The organism is Janthinobacterium sp. GW822-FHT07A03 (assembly GCF_058798815.1).
Genome location: NZ_JBXAKW010000001.1, coordinates 717,201 through 736,582, shown reverse-complemented (window position 1 = coordinate 736,582; position 19,382 = coordinate 717,201). Strand labels below are relative to the sequence as shown.

Annotated in this window: 20 protein-coding genes; 10 read left to right on the top strand and 10 right to left on the bottom strand. The window is 63.5% G+C overall.

What is annotated here, in order from left to right; translation table 11 throughout:
- Positions 1 to 25: 25 nt before the first annotated feature.
- A complete protein-coding gene (rraA, locus tag AC1RJW_RS03400) occupies positions 26 to 520 on the bottom strand; it encodes a ribonuclease E activity regulator RraA (RefSeq protein ID WP_493043439.1) in 495 nt (164 codons plus the stop codon).
- Positions 521 to 552: 32 nt separating this feature from the next.
- Entirely contained in the window at positions 553 to 1,803 is a 1,251-nt protein-coding gene (locus AC1RJW_RS03395; RefSeq protein WP_493043437.1) for an MFS transporter, read from the bottom strand.
- Between the two features lie 100 nt (positions 1,804 to 1,903).
- On the opposite strand from AC1RJW_RS03395, the gene AC1RJW_RS03390 reads away from it, so the two are divergent.
- The gene (locus tag AC1RJW_RS03390) at positions 1,904 to 2,704 is read left to right on the top strand and encodes an AraC family transcriptional regulator (protein WP_493043435.1); all 801 of its coding nucleotides are present in this window, start codon (positions 1,904 to 1,906) and stop codon (positions 2,702 to 2,704) included.
- A gap of 68 nt (positions 2,705 to 2,772) precedes the next feature.
- Here AC1RJW_RS03390 and fliD read toward each other — a convergent pair whose 3' ends face one another.
- The 4 genes from fliD to alr form a co-directional block, all read right to left on the bottom strand.
- A complete protein-coding gene (gene fliD / locus AC1RJW_RS03385; protein ID WP_493043433.1) occupies positions 2,773 to 4,158 on the bottom strand; it encodes a flagellar filament capping protein FliD in 1,386 nt (461 codons plus the stop codon).
- 231 nt (positions 4,159 to 4,389) lie between these two features.
- Positions 4,390 to 4,710 carry a PilZ domain-containing protein gene (locus AC1RJW_RS03380; protein WP_436494963.1) on the bottom strand — a complete coding sequence of 107 codons (321 nt, stop codon included), beginning with the start codon at positions 4,708 to 4,710 and terminating at the stop codon, positions 4,390 to 4,392.
- 276 nt (positions 4,711 to 4,986) lie between these two features.
- Complete coding sequence (gene radA, locus AC1RJW_RS03375; protein ID WP_046683923.1) at positions 4,987 to 6,363, bottom strand: DNA repair protein RadA; 1,377 nt, start codon at positions 6,361 to 6,363, stop codon at positions 4,987 to 4,989.
- 73 nt (positions 6,364 to 6,436) lie between these two features.
- A complete protein-coding gene (gene alr / locus AC1RJW_RS03370; protein WP_493043430.1) occupies positions 6,437 to 7,528 on the bottom strand; it encodes an alanine racemase in 1,092 nt (363 codons plus the stop codon).
- Between the two features lie 298 nt (positions 7,529 to 7,826).
- On the opposite strand from alr, the gene lplT reads away from it, so the two are divergent.
- The gene (gene lplT / locus AC1RJW_RS03365; protein ID WP_493043428.1) at positions 7,827 to 9,089 is read left to right on the top strand and encodes a lysophospholipid transporter LplT; all 1,263 of its coding nucleotides are present in this window, start codon (positions 7,827 to 7,829) and stop codon (positions 9,087 to 9,089) included.
- A gap of 64 nt (positions 9,090 to 9,153) precedes the next feature.
- Here the strand turns inward: lplT and AC1RJW_RS03360 are convergent, their stop codons facing one another.
- The 4 genes from AC1RJW_RS03360 to tsaB are packed head-to-tail and all read right to left on the bottom strand — an operon-like array spanning position 9,154 to position 12,197.
- Positions 9,154 to 10,092, bottom strand: a complete 939-nt coding sequence (locus AC1RJW_RS03360; RefSeq protein WP_493043426.1) for a DUF1853 family protein — start codon at positions 10,090 to 10,092, stop codon at positions 9,154 to 9,156.
- Positions 10,085 to 10,987 carry a uracil-DNA glycosylase gene (locus tag AC1RJW_RS03355; RefSeq protein ID WP_493043424.1) on the bottom strand — a complete coding sequence of 301 codons (903 nt, stop codon included), beginning with the start codon at positions 10,985 to 10,987 and terminating at the stop codon, positions 10,085 to 10,087. The genes AC1RJW_RS03360 and AC1RJW_RS03355 overlap by 8 nt, the downstream gene beginning before the upstream one ends.
- Positions 10,984 to 11,475 carry a ribosomal protein S18-alanine N-acetyltransferase gene (rimI, locus tag AC1RJW_RS03350; RefSeq protein WP_493043422.1) on the bottom strand — a complete coding sequence of 164 codons (492 nt, stop codon included), beginning with the start codon at positions 11,473 to 11,475 and terminating at the stop codon, positions 10,984 to 10,986. The genes AC1RJW_RS03355 and rimI overlap by 4 nt, the downstream gene beginning before the upstream one ends.
- Positions 11,472 to 12,197: a tRNA (adenosine(37)-N6)-threonylcarbamoyltransferase complex dimerization subunit type 1 TsaB gene (tsaB, locus tag AC1RJW_RS03345; RefSeq protein ID WP_493043420.1), complete on the bottom strand. Its 726-nt coding sequence runs from the start codon at positions 12,195 to 12,197 to the stop codon at positions 11,472 to 11,474. Before tsaB ends, rimI begins: the two co-directional genes overlap by 4 nt.
- 238 nt (positions 12,198 to 12,435) lie before the next feature.
- Between tsaB and dapC the strand changes: the two genes are divergently transcribed.
- The 8 genes from dapC (at position 12,436) to dapE (ending at position 19,331) form a co-directional block, all read left to right on the top strand.
- Positions 12,436 to 13,665, top strand: a complete 1,230-nt coding sequence (gene dapC / locus AC1RJW_RS03340; protein ID WP_493043418.1) for a succinyldiaminopimelate transaminase — start codon at positions 12,436 to 12,438, stop codon at positions 13,663 to 13,665.
- Between the two features lie 17 nt (positions 13,666 to 13,682).
- Positions 13,683 to 14,510, top strand: coding sequence for a 2,3,4,5-tetrahydropyridine-2,6-dicarboxylate N-succinyltransferase (dapD, locus tag AC1RJW_RS03335; protein ID WP_070223998.1), 828 nt, complete (start codon positions 13,683 to 13,685; stop codon positions 14,508 to 14,510).
- A 122-nt stretch (positions 14,511 to 14,632) separates the two neighbouring features.
- Positions 14,633 to 16,180 carry an FAD-dependent oxidoreductase gene (locus tag AC1RJW_RS03330; protein ID WP_493043416.1) on the top strand — a complete coding sequence of 516 codons (1,548 nt, stop codon included), beginning with the start codon at positions 14,633 to 14,635 and terminating at the stop codon, positions 16,178 to 16,180.
- 115 nt (positions 16,181 to 16,295) lie between these two features.
- Entirely contained in the window at positions 16,296 to 17,012 is a 717-nt protein-coding gene (locus AC1RJW_RS03325; protein ID WP_493043414.1) for a hypothetical protein, read from the top strand.
- 10 nt (positions 17,013 to 17,022) lie between these two features.
- A complete protein-coding gene (locus AC1RJW_RS03320) occupies positions 17,023 to 17,208 on the top strand; it encodes a hypothetical protein (protein WP_493043413.1) in 186 nt (61 codons plus the stop codon).
- Positions 17,209 to 17,631 (top strand): RES family NAD+ phosphorylase, encoded by a 423-nt coding sequence (locus tag AC1RJW_RS03315; RefSeq protein WP_493044199.1) that lies wholly within the window; start codon positions 17,209 to 17,211, stop codon positions 17,629 to 17,631.
- A 137-nt stretch (positions 17,632 to 17,768) separates the two neighbouring features.
- On the top strand, positions 17,769 to 18,125 hold the full coding sequence (locus AC1RJW_RS03310) for an ArsC family reductase (RefSeq protein WP_493043411.1): 357 nt from the start codon (positions 17,769 to 17,771) through the stop codon (positions 18,123 to 18,125).
- A gap of 69 nt (positions 18,126 to 18,194) precedes the next feature.
- Positions 18,195 to 19,331: a succinyl-diaminopimelate desuccinylase gene (dapE, locus tag AC1RJW_RS03305; RefSeq protein ID WP_493043410.1), complete on the top strand. Its 1,137-nt coding sequence runs from the start codon at positions 18,195 to 18,197 to the stop codon at positions 19,329 to 19,331.
- Positions 19,332 to 19,382: the final 51 nt, after the last annotated feature.

The following is a 19,382-nucleotide window of genomic DNA, read 5'->3' as shown; positions in this document are numbered from 1 at the left end:
ACAGCACGGCGCGTCCCTCGCGCCGTCAATCGAGTTGTTGCCGCGCCACCAGGATGCCGTCTGCATCGGCGTAGATCCAGTCACCCGGATGCACGGCCACGCCGCTGATCTGCACGCGTACGTCGCGCTGGCCGGCGCCCGTCTTGCCGCTCTTGCGCGGATGCGTGGCCAGGGCGCGCACGCCGATCTGGCAGACATTGATTTCCTCGCTGTCGCGGATACAGCCATCGACGACGATGCCGGCCCAGCCGTTGCTTTCGGCCAACACGCCCAGCTGGCCGCCCACCAGCGCGCGGCGCAGGCTGCCGCCCCCATCGATCACCAGCACGCGGCCCTGGCCCGGCGTTTCCAGGGTGCTGCGCACGAGGGCATTGTCCTCGAACACTTGCAAGGTGGCGGCGGGACCGCTGAAACGCACGCGCTGGCCAAAGGCGCGGTACACGGGCGGCAACACGGCCAGGGTGCCCTCGTCCAGCATGGCCGCATAGTCGTCGCACAGGTCGGTGGTGGCAAAGTTCATGGGAACTCCTTTCGTGGCAGATGGCAACAATTCTATGCCTTTTGCAGCGCCGCGGCACGCGTTTTGCCGCCCACGCCCACGGCCGTGGCAATCGCCAGCGCCTGGAACAGGCCGATGAACACGAATAACAGGGCCGGATGGTCGCCATCCATCAGCGCGCCAAAGAACAGGGGACCGACGGCCAGGCCGCTGTCGAGGCCCGAATACACGACGCCATACACGCGCCCGGTAGCATTCTTCGGCGCAGCCGCGCGTATCATCAGGTCGCGCGACGGTCCCGCCACGCCCGACGTCAGGCCGATGGCACCCATCAGCACGACGGCACCCCAGGCCGGCACGACGGCCATGGACAGCAGCACGGCCAGCAGGGCCGCGGCGGAAAAGGCGATCGCCACGTTGCGGTCCGGCTGCTTGCTGCGCGCGCCCACCACGCCGCCGGCCAGCATGCCCACGGCCGAGGCCAGCATATAGGCCGTGTAGGCGCTGGTGGCCAGCGCCAGGCTCATGCCGTACAGCTTGACGAGGGCCACGCTGGCAAAGCTCTGGATGCCGCCCAGGGCGATGGCGGTAATGAAGAAGAAGGCAAAGCACATCCACACGGCAGGCAGGCGCAAAAAGTCCAAGGTGCCTTCGCCGCCGGCGATCTGGCCTGGCGCCGCCTTCCTGACCGGCTCGGGACGGATGGCGTGGCGGTTCAGGAACAGGACCAGCAGCACGCCGAACGGCAGCACGGCCGCGCACTGCAGCGCGATTCGCCAGTCGTAATGGGTGGCGACATAGGTCATGAACAGCGGCGCCAGGGCCCAGCCGATATTGCCGCTGATGCCGTGCACGGAAAAGCCGTAGGCCACGCGGGCCGCCGAAACGCGCTGGTTGAGGATGGTATAGTCGGCCGGATGGAACACGCTATTGCCCATGCCGGCCAGCATGGCGCCCAGCATCAGCGCCGCATAGCTGTGCGCGGCGGACAGGGCCAGCGCCGACACGCCCAGCAGGAAAATGCCGGAAAACAGCACGGCGCGGGCGCCGAAGCGGTCGACGACAAAGCCGGCCAGCGCCTGCCCCACGCCCGAAATGATGAAGAACACCGTCATCAGCAGGCCCAGTTCCGCATACGACAGGCCGAATGCGGGTTTCAGCCAGACGAACAGGGCCGCGAGGATCAGGTGGTAGAAGTGCGACACGCCATGCGCCAGCCCCACCAGGGCGATGACGCGCGCATCGCTGCGCAAGGTGGGCGGTGACGGCGGTGGCAAGTCCCTTGCCGAGTTGGTTGTTATCATGTCATACCCTGTCTTATACTGGTGAAGCTCAAGTGTATGCAAAATACCATCGTCTGTTTTCCGACAGAACGACATAATTTATCGAATTAAGGCCAAGCTGATGGGTGTACCTATCCTCCACCATACCCGCATGTGTCCGCCGCGGGAAGCGCCCAGCGCGACCATCCCCGTGACGATGATCGCGCGCGACCTGCAACCCGATGAATTCTTGTTACCACACAGCCATCCCTGGGGCCAGGTTACGATGGCGCTCGAAGGCGTGCTGCGCATTACCGCCAACAACAGCAGCTGGGTGCTGCCGCCCATGCGCGCCATCTGGATCGCGCCCAACGTGGAACATGCCGTCACGATACTGGAAAAAACCCGCTTGCGTCCCCTGTGCATCCATGCGGCGCGCGCGCCGTTCGCGGGCCACGACTGCAAGGTGCTGGAAGTGTCGAACCTGCTGCGCCAGCTGATCATGGCGCTGGAACAGCTGGACCCGGGCCAGGAACCGGCGCGCGAGGCCTTGCTGGCCGAACTGATCCTTGATGAATTGAAACGCTCGTCCACGCGCCCCATCCGCGTCCCCTTGCCCAGCGACAAGCGCCTGAAGACCCTGTGCGACAGCCTGATCGAGAAACCGGGCTGTAACCAGACCCTGGAACACTGGGCGCAGCTGGTCGGCGCCTCGGAGCGCACCCTGGCGCGGCTGTTCGAACGGGAGTTGGGCATGAGTTTTGGCCAGTGGCGCCAGCAGGTGCGCCTGGCGCACGCGGCGCCCCTGATCGCACGCGGCGTGCCGCTGTCGCAGGTGGCCGAAGAGCTGGGCTACGCCAGCCAGTCGGCCTTTTCCGCCATGTTCAAGAAGACCTTTGGCAGTTCGCCGTCGGCCTTCTTTGCGCAGGGCGAACGAATATAGCAAGCGCGCCGATATAGTGCTCAAGGCAAGGCGGTGCAACACCGCCAGGGCGCTTTAGCGGTGCGCCCTTAGGCCATGAAGTCGAAGAGCGAATTCTTGCCCGTATAACCCGGCAAGGCCGAGTTCGTCCCCATCTGCTCCTGGGCCGAATACGCCTTCACCAGCGCCTGCGCCTGGGCCGTCAGCGCCTTGGCCAGCACGGCTTTCTTGTTGGTGAGCGTAGTGATCTCCTTGCCCACCGTCTGCACTTCCTTGCGGATGATGCTCGTTTCGCCCGTCAGCTCGCCGATCTTGCTGGCGAACTGGTCCGCCACGCCCTTGCCGTTATTGGTAAACATCTTGCTGACGGCGTCCGGATCGGCCGCGATGGCCGCCTTGAGTTTCTTGTCGTCGAGCACCAGTTCGCCGCTCTTGCCCAGGGTCACGCCGGCGCTGCCCAGCACCGACGATGGCACGCCCGTGCTGGCCGTGCGCAGCACTTGCTCCATCTGCGAGCGCACCTGGCCCAGCGCCGTATCGGACTTCAAATCGCCCTGCTGCAGGCTCTGCAGCTTGCTGTTGAGCTCATTGTAGGCCGTGACGAAGCTGGCCACGTTGGTCGCGATCTGGCTGCTGTCCTTGGCGATGACGAGGTCCGTCGTGCCCTTTTTCTTCAATTCGATGGTGACGCCCTCGACGGCCGTCGTCAGGGTATTCGTGGCGCTCTTGATGTCCTTGCCGTCGACGGTCAGCAGCGCGTCCTGCGCGGCGGCCGTCTGCTGCATGCCCTTGCCGGCGCCGGGCGCATAGCTGAGCAGGTTGCTGACGGCCGCGTCGCCGGACACGCTGATGCGCATGCTGCTGTCGGCGCCGCTCTTGCCATTGATGGCCAGCGAATAGCCATCGGCGCCCTTCACCACGCTGGCATCGATGCCCTGCTGCTTGAGCGCGGCGGCGATGCCGTCGAGGCTATTGTTGCTGCTGTCTATCGTCAGCGAAATGATCTTGCCGCTGCCGGGCGTAAATTGCTTGCCGTCGGCCGTGCCCACCTCGATCTTGACCAGCGCCGGCGCGCCCGTGCCGATGGCGGCGCTCGACGATTTCTGCACGCCGCTCTGCAGGGTCTGCCCCTGCGCCAGCTGCTTGACGTTCAGTTCATGGCTGCCGCTGACGGCCTTGTCGGTAGTGGTGGCGCTCAGCACATCCTTGGTGGTCGACGTGGCCGACGTGGCCAGGCCGCTGCCGGCCATGTTCTTGGCCACGGTCTGGAATTTCGCCAGCGCCGATTGCAGCTGGCCCAGGCCCGAGAACTTGGCCTGGTCGCGCGCCAGGCTGGCATTGAGCTTGACGACGCCCGTGTTCTGCGACTGCATCTGGCGCTCCACCTTCGCATACACATCGGCCGAGATATTGCCCTGCGTCGTCTGCTGCGTGTTGTTGGTGTAAGCCCTGCTGTTGATGGTCGAATTAAACATGGTAGGCGTTCCCGTCGGGTATATGGTCATGGCACACGGTTCAGGTCGTGACCGCGCGCAGCGCTCGAAAAGGACGGCAGGCGCGCGTGGCGCGGCGGCGTCCCTCTTCTGGTTGATAATTATGCAGTATTACCGGAATATCAAAACAGCGAACAGAACAGGTTTTTCCTGACTGCAAACCCATATGCACCATTTTAGCGCATTTCACCCACCGCACTCCCGAGGCGTGCCTCAGCGCATGAACTTCGAAATGGCGCTGCTGACGGCCATGTCCAGCTGCAGGAAAGTGAGTCCCACCTTGAAACCTGCACTGCTGAAAATGCAGTGCGAGACGGACACGCGCGCCTCGATGATGTGCGCCGAGCCGTCGTAAAACAGCTCGAACAGCACCTTGCCTTGCTTACCTGTCGGCACCGGTTCCGCGATGACGGCCGACATGCCGCCCGGTCCCACGTCGAGGGTGCGCGCCGCCACGGGACCCGCGCCATCCATTACCAACATTGCCTTGGCACGCAATATCTTACGTGCGCCCTGCCTTTGCTCAACTGACACTGTATTCCGCTTCTCTATCAATTCATTGTCGACGCGAACTCGCTGCGCGAATCCATCGGACAAATATTATAGTTCTAAACGGAAATTTAGTTTGACTTGTCTCAAGCTTGGCATTTAAACCATACCAAGTTGAGCCTTGGAACACCGGAAAAAAACCGTAGCGAGCGGAAGTGAGTTGTAGCCGAGAAGCGCAGCTGTGCGAATGCACGGGGACGCCGAGTCAGTGAGCACCGCAGGCTGCAAATCGCGACGCGCAGTAGGTTTGGTTCGGTGTTCTTATTCCAGGTCGCGTAACTTGTTGAACGCTTCATCGATGCGCTCGACGCCGATGACCTTGAGGCCTTCGATGACTTGCTTCGGCAGGTTGGACTTGGGCACCACGGCCAGGGTAAAGCCCAGCTTGGCCGCTTCGCGCAAGCGCTCCTGGCCCCGTGGCGCGGGGCGGATCTCGCCGGCCAGCCCCACCTCGCCAAACACCACGAGTCCCCTTGGCAAGGGCTTGTTGCGCATCGACGAGTTAATCGCCAGCAACACGGCCAGGTCGGCCGCCGGTTCCGTAATTTTGACGCCGCCGACGGCATTGATGAAGACGTCCTGGTCAAAGGCGGCGATACCCGCGTGACGGTGCGCCACGGCCAGCAGCATGGCCAGGCGGTTCTGCTCCAGGCCGACAGACAGCCGGCGCGCATTCGGCAGGTGGCTGGTGTCGACCAGGGCCTGGATTTCCACCAGCAAGGGGCGCGTGCCTTCCTGCGTCACCATCACGCACGAGCCTGGCACCTGGTTGTCATGCTGCGACAGGAACAGGGCCGACGGGTTCGAGACCCCTTTCAAGCCCTTTTCCGTCATGGCGAACACGCCCAGTTCATTGACGGCGCCGAAACGGTTCTTGATGGCGCGCACGAGGCGGAAGCTGGAATGGGCGTCGCCCTCGAAATACAGCACCGTGTCGACGATGTGCTCGAGCACGCGAGGGCCGGCCAGCGCGCCCTCTTTCGTCACGTGGCCCACCAGGATGATGGTCACGCCCGTCTGCTTGGCCGCCCGCGTCAGCTGCGCCGCGCATTCGCGCACTTGCGCCACGGAACCGGGCGCCGAGCTGAGGGCGTCCGAATACACGGTCTGGATCGAGTCGATGACCACCACTTCCGGCTTCAGGTCGTTCAAGGTGGAAAGAATCTTTTCCAGCTGGATCTCCGCCTGCAATTTGAGTTCCTTGGCGTCGATGACGAGCCGCTTGGCGCGCAGGGCGATCTGCGCGCCCGACTCTTCGCCGCTGACGTACAGCACCCGCTTGTGGTGCGACATGTTCGCCAGCGCCTGCAGCAGCAGGGTCGACTTGCCGATGCCGGGATCGCCGCCGATCAGCACCACGCCGCCCGCCACCATGCCGCCGCCCAGCACACGGTCGAATTCCTCGATGCCCGTGCCGAAACGGGGCACGTCGATGGCGTCGATATCGTCGAGCGACAGCACGGGCGCCGTCTGCGCCAGCGACATGTGCTGCGGGTTCGAATAACGGTTGTTGCCGCCCGTCTCGGGCAGGGTTTCCACCATGGTATTCCACTGGTTGCACGAAGTGCATTGCCCCATCCATTTATTACTGATGGCGCCGCAATCGCTGCAGGTGTAGATGGTCTTGACTTTTGCCATGGTGTACTTTGCCCGGGTAAAATGAAACAGCTGGTTATATATACAGTATATACAAACCGCGCTTCCGCGTCACCTACGCTTCGTTCACCGGTACGCGCGGCGCCAGTGCGCACATCAGCTCGTAGCCGATGGTGCCGGCGGCCAGGGCCACCTCGTCGATCGGCATGCCCTGGCCCCACAGGGTGACGGCGCTGCCGACCTTTGCGCCGGGCACGTGGGTCAGGTCGACCATCAGCATGTCCATCGACACCCTGCCGATCAGCCCCGTGCGCACGCCGTCGACCAGCACGGGCGTGCCTTCGGGCGCGTGGCGCGGGTAGCCGTCCGCATAGCCGCAGGCCACCACGCCCACCTTGACGTTGCCGGCCGCTTCGTAGCGGCTGCCGTAGCCGACCACCTCACCGGCGGCGATGTCCTGGATGCCGATGATACTGCTGCGCAAGGTCATCGTGGGCAGCAAGCCGAACGCTTGCGCGGACGTGCCGCCGGGAGCGCCGCTGGGCGTGCCGCCATACAGCATGATGCCGGGGCGCACCCAGTCGCTGTCCAGATGGTGCATCAGCAGGCCGGCCGAATTGCACAGGCTGCGCGGCAGCGGCGTACCGATGCTGGAGGCGCCCGCTTCGAAACGCAGCATCTGCTGGGCCAAAGGCAAGCGCGTGGGCCCCGCCTCGTCCGCATTGGCGAAATGCGTCATCAGGGTGATCGTGCCGATATGCGGCATGGCGCGCAGGCGCGCATAGGCACCCGCCACGGCAGCCGGCGTGAAACCCAGGCGGTTCATGCCCGTATTCATTTTCAGGTGCACATCGATGGCGTGCGGCAAGCGCGCCGCTGCCAGCATGGCGATCTGCTCCTCGCAATGCACGCTGCCGTTCAAGCCATATTGGGCCATGAGCGGCAAATCGCTGGCATCGAAAAACCCTTCCAGCAGCAGGATGGGCTTGCTCCAGCCCAGTTCGCGCAAGCGCACGGCGTAATCGACCTCGACCAGCGCCAGGCCATCGGCGTCGGCAAAGCCCCGCATGGCCCGTTCCAGGCCGTGGCCATAGGCATTTGCCTTGACGACGGCCCACACCTTGGCGCCGCGGGCAGCGGCACGGGCGCGCGCCAGATTGTGTTGCATGGCATCGAGATGGATGGTGGCGAGGAGTGGCCTGGGCATAAGCGTGACACACGGCAAGTGGGAAAGCCGTATTTTACCGGATGGGCCGCAAGCGGGCGCCGCCAGCAGGTCCGCAAGCAGAAGCCGCCAGCAGGTCCGCCGGCGCGCGCCGCAAGCGGGAGCCAGACCGGCGCACAGGACACCATGTACAAAATGCTCACATGTATGTGTATTTTTCTACGGCAGAATAATTAAGCTTCGCTTAGGCAAGACTATGCAAAGCAGCCCCGTCCAAACTTGGGGTTTGCCGTTTTTTCGTGGTATAAAGCAAGCCAGATATGATTTCAGGCATTCCAGAATGAATCGTGGTTTTTATACCATCATGGCGGCGCAGTTCTTTTCCTCGCTGGCCGATAACGCCCTCTTTTTTGTCGCCGTCGATTTATTGGTGTCCATGAAATCCCCGGCGTGGATCACGCCGCTACTCAAATTGTCGTTCGTGCTGTTTTACGTGCTGTTGGCCGCTTTTGTCGGCGCCTTCGCGGATGCTTTGCCGAAAGGCAAGGTCATGTTCATCGCCAACATGGTCAAGATCTTCGGCTGCGCCCTCGTCTTCTTCCACGTGCATCCGCTGCTGGCCTACGCCGTCGTCGGTTTTGGCGCGGCCGTGTATTCGCCCGCCAAGTACGGCATCCTGACGGAACTGCTGCCGCCGGAAAAGCTCGTGGCGGCGAATGGCTGGATCGAAGGCTTGACCGTCACCTCCATCATCCTCGGCACCGTCATGGGCGGCGCGCTCGTCAGCGGCCACGTGTCCGACATGCTGCTCGCCATCGACATCCCCCTGATCGACACGGGCATCACCAACAAGACGGAAGCGGCCTTGTGCGTGGTGGTCGGCATCTATGCGCTGGCAACCCTGGCCAACCTGAAGATTCCCGACACGGGCTGCGTGTATCCGCACCAGGAACGCAATCCTATCAAACTGATCACCGATTTTGCCAATTGCTATTCCATCCTGTGGAAAGACAAGCTGGGCCAGATCACCTTGGCCGTGACGACCCTGTTCTGGGGCGCCGGCGCCACCTTGCAGCTGATCGTGCTGGAATGGGCCAAGCAATCGCTGAACATGCCGTTCGACAAGGCGACCAGCCTGGTGGGCGTGGTGGCCATCGGCGTGGCGGCCGGCGCCGTGCTGTCGGCGCGCTTCATTCCGCTGCGCAAGTCACTGACCGTCATTCCGCTCGGTATCGCCATGGGCGTGATCGTCATGATGATGACGCAAGTACACTCCGTGTGGATCGCCTACCCGCTGCTGATCCTGATCGGCGCCCTGTCCGGCTTCTTCGTCGTGCCGATGAATGCCCTGCTGCAACATCGCGGCCACGTGCTGATGAGCGCTGGCCATTCCATCGCCGTGCAGAACTTCAATGAAAACCTGTCGATTCTCACCATGCTGGCCGTGTATTCGATCATGATCCGCTTGCACCTGCCGCTCAATATCATCATCACCCTGTTCGGCCTGTTCGTCGCCGGCACCATGTACGCCATCATGCGCAAGCACAAGCTGAACCAGGCTGAGCATGACAATCTGTCGCTGATTGGCGAGCAAAAACACTAACCCAAAGCAAGGACTGGGTCAGACTTTAAAGTCTGACCCCGGATTTCGTTTTGGGTTCAGAGTCTTAAATCGGCAACACACCAGCCAGCCGCCGCGCGGCAGCCTGCTCCGTCCAGTCATGCGGCACGACAAAACCGCGCGTACGCTCCACTTCCCAACCTTCGACAGTATCCACCGTGGCCACCATCACCGGTTGCGCCAGATCAAACAACTGCGCACACAAGGCCTCCACGTCCAGCACTTCCACGTCACGCCCCTTGAACGGCGCCAGCCATTGCAGGCGCGGCAGCACGACATAGCGCTGCTGCGGTAATTGTGTTGGCGTGCACCAGAAGCCGTGGCCGTGTTCCGGGGAAATGCCGTCCATGGCGGGCGTCACGCCGGCCGCGTAGAACAGCCAGCCCTTGACCAGCGCCTGCGCCGCGCGCACGGGCTGCGCCAGCAAGCCTTGCGCGGCCGGGTGGCGGGACAGGGCCAGTTGTTTGTCGAGAATCTTGCGCATCTTCAAGCCCAGGGTATCGGCCAGGTTGGGGCCGATCAAGTGGTTGAAGACGCCGGGATCGGGCGCCCCTTCGAGCAGGTAGAACTTGGTGGCAAATTCCCAGTGCAACAATTCACTCTCGTCGCGCAGCAGGAAATCGAACTCGCCCACCGTGTCGTTGCGATTGACCTGCACTTGCAAGCCATGCGCAGCCAGCACGCCGTGTTGCTCAAAATAAAAGGCCAGCAGCTTTTCAGCGTACAGGCCCAGGCGGGAATAGAATTTCGGCCCCAACGCCGCATCGAGCGGCGACGGGTCATCCTGCAGCGCCGCCAGCCAGGCGGCCACGGGAGGCGTGACGGGAGGCAAGCTGGCGATGCGCCCGCCCCAGTGGAGGCTGACGGGATCGAGCAAGTCGGGCGAATCGAGCAGCCAGGCCAGCGCCCGCACGCGGGGATGCGTCAGATGTCCCCAGCGGCGCTCGAAGCGGGCCTGGAAGGTGCCGCCGGACGTATCAACCACCGTGCGTACTTTTCGCCAGGCACAAATCAGCCCAGGCGCGCGCCTTGGCCTTGCCCGTCCCGTCCTGCAACAGTTGCTCTGGGTGGAAGGTGGCCACGACGGACGCACTGCCCAGCTGGCGCACCTTGCCCCGTACGGGCTTTTCGCCGGGATTGATGCCGGCGGCGGCCATCGAACCGAGGGTGACGATGGTGCGCGGCTGCAGCAGGGCCAGTTCGCGGTCAAAATAAGGGCGGCAGGCGGCGGACTCGGCCTCGGTGGGCAAGCGTTCCTGGCCCGCCTCGTCGAGCGGACGGCATTTCAGCAAGTGGGTAATATAGACATCGCTGCCCGCATCGACGGCGATGGCTTTCAACATATTGTCGAGCAATTTGCCCTGCTCGCCCGGCAAGGCGCGCCCTTCCCGCTCTTCCAGGCGCGAGGGGCTGCTGGCCAGCATCAGCCAGTCGCCCTGGCGGTCGCCACGGCCCATGACGACGCCCTTGCGCGTCTTGCACAAGTCGCAGCGCGCGCACTTGGCGACGGCGGCCGTCAAGCCATCCCAGTCGAGGGCGGCGATATCCGCGTCGCTGAGCTGCCTGGCGGGCGGCGGCGGAGGCGCATCGTCGAACCAGGCCGTGTCGTCGGGCGCGGCGGCAGGCACTGGCGTAGCGGCAACGACGACGGGCGCCGCAACCTCCACAGTGTCCACGACTGCCACCTCGGCCGGCACTTCGACCACAGGCGCCGGGACAGCGACAGGTGCGGCAACTTCGGCCACGGGTTCCGCCATGGCCACTTCCAGTTCCACAGGGGCCTCGACGACAATATCAACGGCCTCGGGCGCGGCGCCCTGGCGCAGGCGCCACAGGGGGCCGACACCCATTTCATCGAGGAAAACGGCGCTGCGGCTCATAAGGTATAACGCATCACGATGGCGTCCTCACGTTGCGAGTTGCTGGCCGGATAGTATCCCTTGCGCCGGCCGATCTGTTCAAATCCATAACGCTGGTAGATATCGAGCGCGCGCGTATTCGACGGGCGCACTTCCAGCAGCATCGATTCCATGCCCAGCTGGCGCGCGCAGGCGCAGGACTGGTTCAGCAGGAAGCGGCCCAGCCCCTGGCCCTGGATGGCGCCCTCGACGGCCACGTTGAGCAGGTGCGCTTCGTCGACGACCAGCATCAGCAAGAAGTAGCCGAGCAAGGTGCCATCCACGTCGCGCAGCACCCAGGCCGGGTAGCCGCTCTTGAGCGAATCGACGAAGTTGCCGTGCGTCCAGGGATGCGGGTAGACGCGCTGCTCCAGCGCCAGCACCTCAATCAAGTCCGCCTCACGCATCGGCTGATAGTCGAGGCGCAGCAAGTCCCAGCCGGCAGCATTGTCCTGGCCCGCTACGCTCATTGCGCGGACTCCGCAGCGGCCTTGGCCTGTTGCATGTCGAGGCGTTCGGCACTGGTATAAGCGATCTTGTTGCGCAAATACAAAGGCTGCGCCTCGGCCGCCGTCACGAACCGACCGGCCGCAAACGCGATGCGCGCCAGCTGCGCCACCTGCACGGCGTGCGGCATGATGGCGGCGTCGGCCGTGGCGGCGCACGGCAGCGCAGCCAATGCGTCGGCATAGGCGCTAAAACCGTTGCCGCAGCCGGCCACGTCGCCTTGCGGCGCCACGCCGCCCGGCGCGCTCAGGGCCGGCGGCAGCACGGCTTGCAAGCCGTCTTGATAGTCATACTGCGCCCAGTACACTTCGCCCATGCGGGCGTCGAGCACGGTCACGATGTGCTGTGCGCCATGCTGCTGGTGGCACGCGAGGGCCATGGCGTCGAGCGTGACGACGGGCACGACGGGCAAATTGGCGCCATAGGCCAGGCCCTGCGCGATGCCGCAGGCCGTGCGCACACCCGTAAACGAGCCGGGGCCGGAGCCGTAGGCGATGGCGTCGACGTCGGCCAGGGTCACGCCCGCTTCAGCCAGCAATTCCTGCACCATCGGCAAGATCGACTGGGAATGGGTGCGCACGCCCGACGACGCGCGGGACAGGACGACATCGCCGCGCAACAAGGCGCAGGAGGCGAGTTCGGACGAAGTTTCAATGGCAAGCAAGGTGGGAAGTAAGATAGGCATGGCGTATTTTACCTTGCCGCGCCATGGCGCGGCACTCCCCGCTGCGGCCTGCCCGGAGCAGGCGGGCAACGATCAAGCTGACGCGGCTTGCACAGCGGCCCCGCGAGGACGGCTATAATGAAAGACGCAGCTTATTATTTGACCGGCATCAAGTCTGCCGCGCCAAGCAATCGTCCAGTCATTACCAAGCTACATCGCTCAGCAACATCGTCTTTCCACTCTTGCCCTGGTCCGTTCCGTGAATCCACTTCTTGCTAAACTGCAACCATATCCATTCGAAAAGCTGCGCCAGCTGTTTGCCGGCGTAACGGTCAACCCCGAGTATGCGCCCATCAGCCTGGGCATGGGCGAACCCAAGCACCCGACGCCAGCCTTCATCGAGCAGGCGCTGGTCGACAATATCCACGGCCTGGCCAGCTATCCGACCACCATCGGTTCGGAAGCCTTGCGCAGCGCCATTGCCGGCTGGCTGGAACGCCGCTACGGCATCCCCAAGCTCAATCCTGCCACGCAAATCCTGCCCGTGAACGGTTCGCGCGAAGCGCTGTTTGCGCTGGCGCAAACGGTGATCGATCCATCGGCCGGCTCGCTCGTGATCAGCCCGAATCCGTTTTACCAGATCTATGAAGGCGCGGCCTACCTGGCCGGCGCCGAACCGTATTTCGTCAACTCCGACCCCACGCGCAATTTCGGCTGCGATTACGACAGCGTACCGGCCAGCGTGTGGGAAAAGGTCAAGCTGCTGTTCCTGTGTTCGCCGGGCAACCCAACGGGCGCCGTGCTGACCCTGACGGACTGGGAACACCTGTTCGCCCTGTCCGAGCGCTACGATTTCGTCATCGCCGCCGACGAATGCTATTCCGAGATCTACCACGGCGACACGCCCCCGCTGGGCGCGCTGCAGGCGGCCCACATGCTGGGCCTGTCCACCATCGAGCGCCCGTATGCGCGCCTGGTGGTGTTTTCCAGCCTGTCGAAGCGCTCGAACGTGCCGGGCATGCGCTCGGGCTTCGTCGCCGGCGACGCGGAAGTACTGAAAAAATTCCTGCTCTACCGAACCTACCACGGCGGCGCCATGAGCCCCGCCGTGCAGGCGGCCTCCGTCGCGGCCTGGAACGACGAAACCCATGTCGAGGAAAATCGCGCCAAGTACCGCGCCAAGTTCGACGCCATCACGCCGCTGCTGCAATCGGTGATGGACGTGCAATTGCCGGACGCCGGCTTCTACCTGTGGGCCGACGTCAGCCGCACGGGACTGTCCGACACCGAATTCGCGCAACGCCTGTACGCCGAATATAATGTCACGGTATTGCCTGGCAGCTACCTGGCGCGCGACGCGCACGGCATCAATCCGGGCCGCAACCGCATCCGCATGGCCCTGGTGGCCGAAACGGCCGAAGGGCTGGAAGCGGCGTTGCGCATAGTAAAATTCTGCCAGCAGCTTTCCGCATCCGCATCAACCAACTAAATGAACAAGACATCATCATGAGCCAACAACTGCAAACCATCATCGACCAGGCCTGGGAAAACCGCGCCGAGATCAATCCGCGCAACGGCACGGCCGAACTGCGCGACGCCGTCTCCCACGTCATCAATGGCCTGGACAACGGCAGCATCCGCGTGGCGGAAAAAACCTCGGGCGACTGGGTCGTCAACCAGTGGGTCAAGAAAGCCGTGCTGCTGTCGTTCCGCCTGGAAGACAACGTCGTCCTGCCGTCCGATGGCACGATGCAGTTCTACGACAAGGTGCCGACCAAGTTCGCCAACTACACGGCCGAAGACTTCGCCAAGGGCGGCTTCCGCGTGGTGCCGCCAGCCGTCGCCCGCCGCGGCAGCTTCATCGCCAAGAACGTCGTGCTGATGCCGTCCTACGTCAACATCGGCGCCTACGTCGATGAAGGCGCCATGGTCGACACCTGGGCCACCGTCGGCTCCTGCGCCCAGATCGGCAAGAACGTCCACCTGTCCGGCGGCGTCGGCATCGGCGGCGTGCTGGAACCGATGCAAGCGAACCCGACCATCATCGAAGACAACTGCTTCATCGGCGCCCGTTCGGAAATCGTCGAAGGCGTGATCGTCGAAGAAAACTCGGTCATCTCGATGGGCGTGTACATCGGCCAGTCGACCAAGATCTACGACCGCGCCACGGGCGAAGTGACCTACGGCCGCGTGCCAGCCGGTTCCGTCGTGGTCTCGGGCAACCTGCCTTCGGAAGACGGCAAGTACTCGCTGTACTGCGCCGTCATCGTCAAGCGCGTGGATGCAAAGACCCGCGCAAAAACGGGCATCAACGAGTTGCTGCGCGGCATCTAATTACTGCGCCGCAAGGCGCACGCAGCACCCTGAATGTCCCGCTCCGGCGGGACATTTTCATTTCCGACTAGCAACTTCAATCGTCCCGCCCCCGCTTCTCATCCTGTCCTATACTGGATGACATGAATACTCCTCCCGTATTGATCGTCGGCGCCGGTCCTACCGGCCTCATGCTTGCCTTGCGCCTGGCGCGCCATGGCGTCGATTGCCGCATCATCGATAAAAACAGCGGCCCCGGGCAGGCGTCGCGGGCCATGGCCGTGCATGCGCGCACCCTGGAGTTTTACCAGCAGCTGGGCTTTGCCGACGAACTGGTGCACCTGGGCATCAAGATCAATGCCATGCACATCCATGAAGGGGGCGAGGAGCTGGTGAAACTGGCGCTGGGCGAGATCGGCGAAGGGCTGAGCCCCTACCCTTTCGTGCTGAGCCTGCCCCAAGACGAGCATGAACGCTTTCTTATCAGCAAGCTGGCGGCGGCCGGCGTGCACGTGGAATGGAACGTCACGCTGGACTTGTGGACGCAGGACGATAGCGAAGTGCAAGCCATCCTGCTCAACAATGGCGAACGTCAATATTGCACGTTTGACTATATCTGCGGCTGCGACGGCGCCCGCAGCAAGGTACGCGAGATCGCCGGATTCGAATTCTCGGGCGGCACCTACGACCACCTGTACTACGTGGCCGATGCGCAAGTGGCGGGCAACAACACGGACTTGCACGCCCACCTGGGCGCGAACTCTTTTGCGCTGATGTTGCCCGTGCGCACCAGCGGCATGCAGCGCCTGATCGGCATCCTGCCCGACCGTCCCGAAGGCGCGCCCGCGCCCGTCTTCGACGACGTGCGCGGCGACGTGGAAACCCTGCTGGGCATCCACGTCGAACACGTCAACTGGTTTTCCACCTATAAAGTCCATCACCGCGTGGCGGGCCAGTTCCGCGCCCGGCGCTGCTTCATCCTCGGCGACGCGGCCCATCTGCACAGCCCCGTGGGCGGCCAGGGCATGAATACGGGCCTGGGCGACGCCGTCAACCTGGCGTGGAAACTGGCGCAAAAGCTGCACGGACAAAGCAACGACGCCCTGCTCGACACCTATGAAAGCGAGCGCATCGTGTTTGCCCGCAAGCTCGTCGCCACCACCGACCGCGCCTTCCAGGCCATCGTCGCGCAGGGCATCGCCGGGCAATTCCTGCGCCGATGGCTGGTGCCGCACGCGCTGCCCTTCCTGTCCGGCTTCGCGCGGGCGCGCCGCTTGCTGTTCAAGACGGTGTCGCAAATCGAGATCAGCTATGAAGACAGCGCCCTGTCCGCCGGCCATGCGGAATACCTGCGCGGCGGCGACCGCCTGCCGTGGTTCTCGGACGGCACGCAAGACAATTTTATCGCCCTGCGCAGCATGGATTGGCAATTGCACATCTATGGCGAGCCGGCGCCCGAACTGCTCGACGAAGCGCGCGTGCTGAAACTGCCCGTGCATTGCTACACCTATAACGTGGCCGCCAAGCTGGCCGGCCTGGGCCGCGACGCGGCCTACCTCGTGCGCCCCGACGGCCACATCGCGCTGGCCCTGCACCTGCAGGAAAGCGGCGCCCTGCGCGCCCTGGCCTTGCGGCTGGGCCTGCATTTCGGTCCTGCCGAACCGGGCAAGACGGCGCCACGGCCCGTGTAGGCCGCCGCACTCAAGGTTTGTGACAAGTCAAAGCGTGGACATTTAATCTCCTTGCTTTGTTTGCTTTGTTTGACTTCTTGTCCTATGCTGAAACATGCATTGCAAGGAGTTGGTCATGTCAAACACATCAAACACACGTCGCCCTGCAGGCAATGGCGACACCGGCACAATTGATGAGGCAGCCTCCGAAGCCGCGCAGGCTCCAGCCGCGCCCTCGCTGGCCAGGCAGCTGGCGGATACGCTGGCGGCCAGCGCCACCGGCTTGCGCTTCAACATTGCGCAAGACACCTTCCAGGAAGCCTATGCATCGCTGCTGGATGCCGTGCCGCGCGACGACCGGCCCGCGCTGCTGGCGCAAATGCGGCACGATCTCGATATCGTGGCAGAGCGGGAGCTGAGCATGGCTTCCGGCAACGATACGCAGGCAGGCCACGTCAGCACCCGGCAATTCATGCGCGGCCTGGAAGAACAGGAACGGCATCAGCGTGAAAAAGACCTGGCCTCGCACAGCTTGCTGTCCGGCCCCGAATTGCGCGCCCGGCTGGCAGTCACGCCGCAGGCACTCAGTGCGGCACTGAAAGCCAGACGCCTGTTCGCCTTGCGCGGCGCCTCCGGCGAATATGTTTACCCGGCATTTTTCGCCGATCCCCGCCACGACCGGCACACGCTGGAAAAAATCAGCAAAATTCTCGGTGACTTGCCCGGCGCCGCAAAATGGGACTTTTTTACCATCCCGCGCCTGTCGCTGGGCGGCAAGTCGCCGCTGCAAGCCTTGGCAAAAGGAAAACTCGACGCCGTAATGGCGGCCGCCCGCGCCTGCGCCGACGAATAGCGGCGCCCCCGTGGCAACCTTGCGCCTGCCCCGCTTGCCGCAACTGCCCGCATCGCTGCAAACGGTGCGCTGCGATCCCGCCACCTTGTACCGGGTTTCCGGCCATGCCACGGGTGAACCGTACTTCGGCAGGGCGAATACCTACCGCTTCGACGATCCCCACCCGCAAGCGGCGGCCCGTTTCGGCACCTGCTAACTGGGCACGTCGCTGGCCGTGGCGCTGGCTGAAACCCTGCTGCACGACCGCAAGCCCATCCGCAACCACGTCATCGTCGGCCTGGCCGTGATACAGGCGCGCTTTGTCATACAGCTCGCGGGAGAAACACTCGTCCTGGCCGACTTGACGGGTGCCGCCCTCCGGAAGCTGGGCGGCCACGCGGGACTCAGCGGCACAGCGTCGTATCAAACGACCCAAGCCTGGTCGGTCGCCGTCCATGCGCATCCGGATGAGGTCGATGGCATGCTCTACATGTCGCGCCACAAGAATGATGAAACAGCCCTGGTGCTGTTCCACCGCGCCGCGTCCAAGCTGGCGATGGCATCCGCCACGCCGCTATCCACGCACCGCGACTTCGGCCAAGTGGCCACGCAACTGGGCATCCGCAGCGCCTGGCCCTGAACCTGCCCGTAACATGCAACCGTGTTGCACTGCCGCATCGACTGCGCATCGACTGTATAATGGCGGCTACCATCGCATTTTGTCCTGGCGCAAGCGCCGCGATCAAGCGAACCGCATTCATTCCCCTTAGCCCTACCATGACGACCATTACACTCTACGGTATCCCCAATTGCGATACCGTCAAAAAGGCCCGCACCTGGCTGGCCGCGCAGCAACTCGATTTCACCTTCCACGACTTCAAGAAGCAGGGCCTGGAACGCGCCGCCGTCGAGGCGTGGCTGCAGCAATTGCCGTGGGATGTGCTGGTCAACAAGAAAGGCACGACCTGGCGCGCCCTGTCCGACGAGCGCAAAGCGTCGATCACGGACGCGGCCAGCGCCCTGGACCTGATGCTGGAAAACCCATCCATCATCAAGCGCCCCGTGCTGGACAAGGATGGAAAGTATAGCGTGGCGTTTTCCGATGCGCAGTATTCAGCCATTTTTTCAGTTTAAACCCGACACCTGCAAGGCTGGGGTCGTACGGGGACGCCGAGTCCCAAGGGTACGACCCCGCTCCACACCATGACCACCTCCAAAACCCTCGCCCTGACCGAAAAACTGATCGCCCTGTCCTCGGTCACGCCCGATGACAAGGGCTGCCAGCAGCACCTGATCGATATCCTCACGCCGCTGGGCTTTGTCTGCGAGACGATCCAGTCGAACGACGTCACCAATCTGTGGGCACGCCGGGGATTGAGCTCGCCCGTGTTCGTCTTTGCCGGCCATACGGACGTGGTGCCCACCGGCCCCGTCGAGCAATGGCGCTCGGAACCGTTCATTCCCACGCACCGCGACGACAAGCTGTACGGCCGTGGCGCGGCCGACATGAAGACCTCGATCGCCGCCATGGTGGTGGCTTGCGAGGAATTTATTGCCGCCACACCAGAGCATACTGGCTCGATTGCCTTTTTGATCACCAGCGACGAGGAAGGCCCGGCCACGGACGGCACCGTCATCGTCTGCGACAAGTTAAAGGAGCGCGGCGAGCAGATCGACTATTGCCTGGTGGGCGAACCGACCTCGAGCGCGCAGCTGGGCGACATGATCAAGAACGGCCGCCGCGGTTCGCTGTCGGGCCGCTTGACGATCAAGGGCGTGCAAGGGCATATCGCCTACCCGCACCTGGCGAAAAACCCGATCCACGAAGCGGCGCAGGCGCTGGCCGACCTGGTCGAGGAAAAATGGGACGCCGGCAACGAGTATTACCTGCCGACGTCGTGGCAAATGTCCAACATCAATGCGGGCACGGGCGCCAACAACGTGATTCCGGGCGACATGGTGATCGACTTCAATTTCCGCTTTTCCACGGCCAGCACGGCGGAAAGCCTGCAGGAACGGGTCCACGCCATCCTTGACAAGCATGACTTGCAATACGATTTGCAATGGACCCTGAGCGGCCTGCCCTTCCTCACGCCGCGCGGCACCCTCTCCGATGCGCTGTCCTCCGCCATCCTGGAAGAAACGGGCATCGCGACGGAGCTGTCGACCACGGGCGGCACCTCGGATGGCCGGTTTATCGCGCAAATCTGCCCCCAAGTGATAGAATTCGGGCCGCCCAATGCCAGTATTCACAAGATCGACGAGCACATCGAACTGCGCCACATCGATCCCCTGAAGAATATTTACCGGCGCACGCTGGAGCATTTGCTGCCCGTCTGAACCAGAATACCGAGGCCCGTCACGGCGGGCCAGAACACCGTCTTTTCGAGA

Coding starts and splice junctions, on each gene's coding strand:
- rraA (WP_493043439.1), bottom strand. CDS start 520: ATGAACTTTGCCACCACCGACCTGTGCGACGACTATGCGGCCATGCTG.
- AC1RJW_RS03395 (WP_493043437.1), bottom strand. CDS start 1,803: ATGATAACAACCAACTCGGCAAGGGACTTGCCACCGCCGTCACCGCCC.
- AC1RJW_RS03390 (WP_493043435.1), top strand. CDS start 1,904: ATGGGTGTACCTATCCTCCACCATACCCGCATGTGTCCGCCGCGGGAA.
- fliD (WP_493043433.1), bottom strand. CDS start 4,158: ATGTTTAATTCGACCATCAACAGCAGGGCTTACACCAACAACACGCAG.
- radA (WP_046683923.1), bottom strand. CDS start 6,363: ATGGCAAAAGTCAAGACCATCTACACCTGCAGCGATTGCGGCGCCATC.
- alr (WP_493043430.1), bottom strand. CDS start 7,528: ATGCCCAGGCCACTCCTCGCCACCATCCATCTCGATGCCATGCAACAC.
- lplT (WP_493043428.1), top strand. CDS start 7,827: ATGAATCGTGGTTTTTATACCATCATGGCGGCGCAGTTCTTTTCCTCG.
- AC1RJW_RS03355 (WP_493043424.1), bottom strand. CDS start 10,987: ATGAGCCGCAGCGCCGTTTTCCTCGATGAAATGGGTGTCGGCCCCCTG.
- rimI (WP_493043422.1), bottom strand. CDS start 11,475: ATGAGCGTAGCGGGCCAGGACAATGCTGCCGGCTGGGACTTGCTGCGC.
- tsaB (WP_493043420.1), bottom strand. CDS start 12,197: ATGCCTATCTTACTTCCCACCTTGCTTGCCATTGAAACTTCGTCCGAA.
- dapD (WP_070223998.1), top strand. CDS start 13,683: ATGAGCCAACAACTGCAAACCATCATCGACCAGGCCTGGGAAAACCGC.
- AC1RJW_RS03330 (WP_493043416.1), top strand. CDS start 14,633: ATGAATACTCCTCCCGTATTGATCGTCGGCGCCGGTCCTACCGGCCTC.
- AC1RJW_RS03325 (WP_493043414.1), top strand. CDS start 16,296: ATGTCAAACACATCAAACACACGTCGCCCTGCAGGCAATGGCGACACC.
- AC1RJW_RS03310 (WP_493043411.1), top strand. CDS start 17,769: ATGACGACCATTACACTCTACGGTATCCCCAATTGCGATACCGTCAAA.
- dapE (WP_493043410.1), top strand. CDS start 18,195: ATGACCACCTCCAAAACCCTCGCCCTGACCGAAAAACTGATCGCCCTG.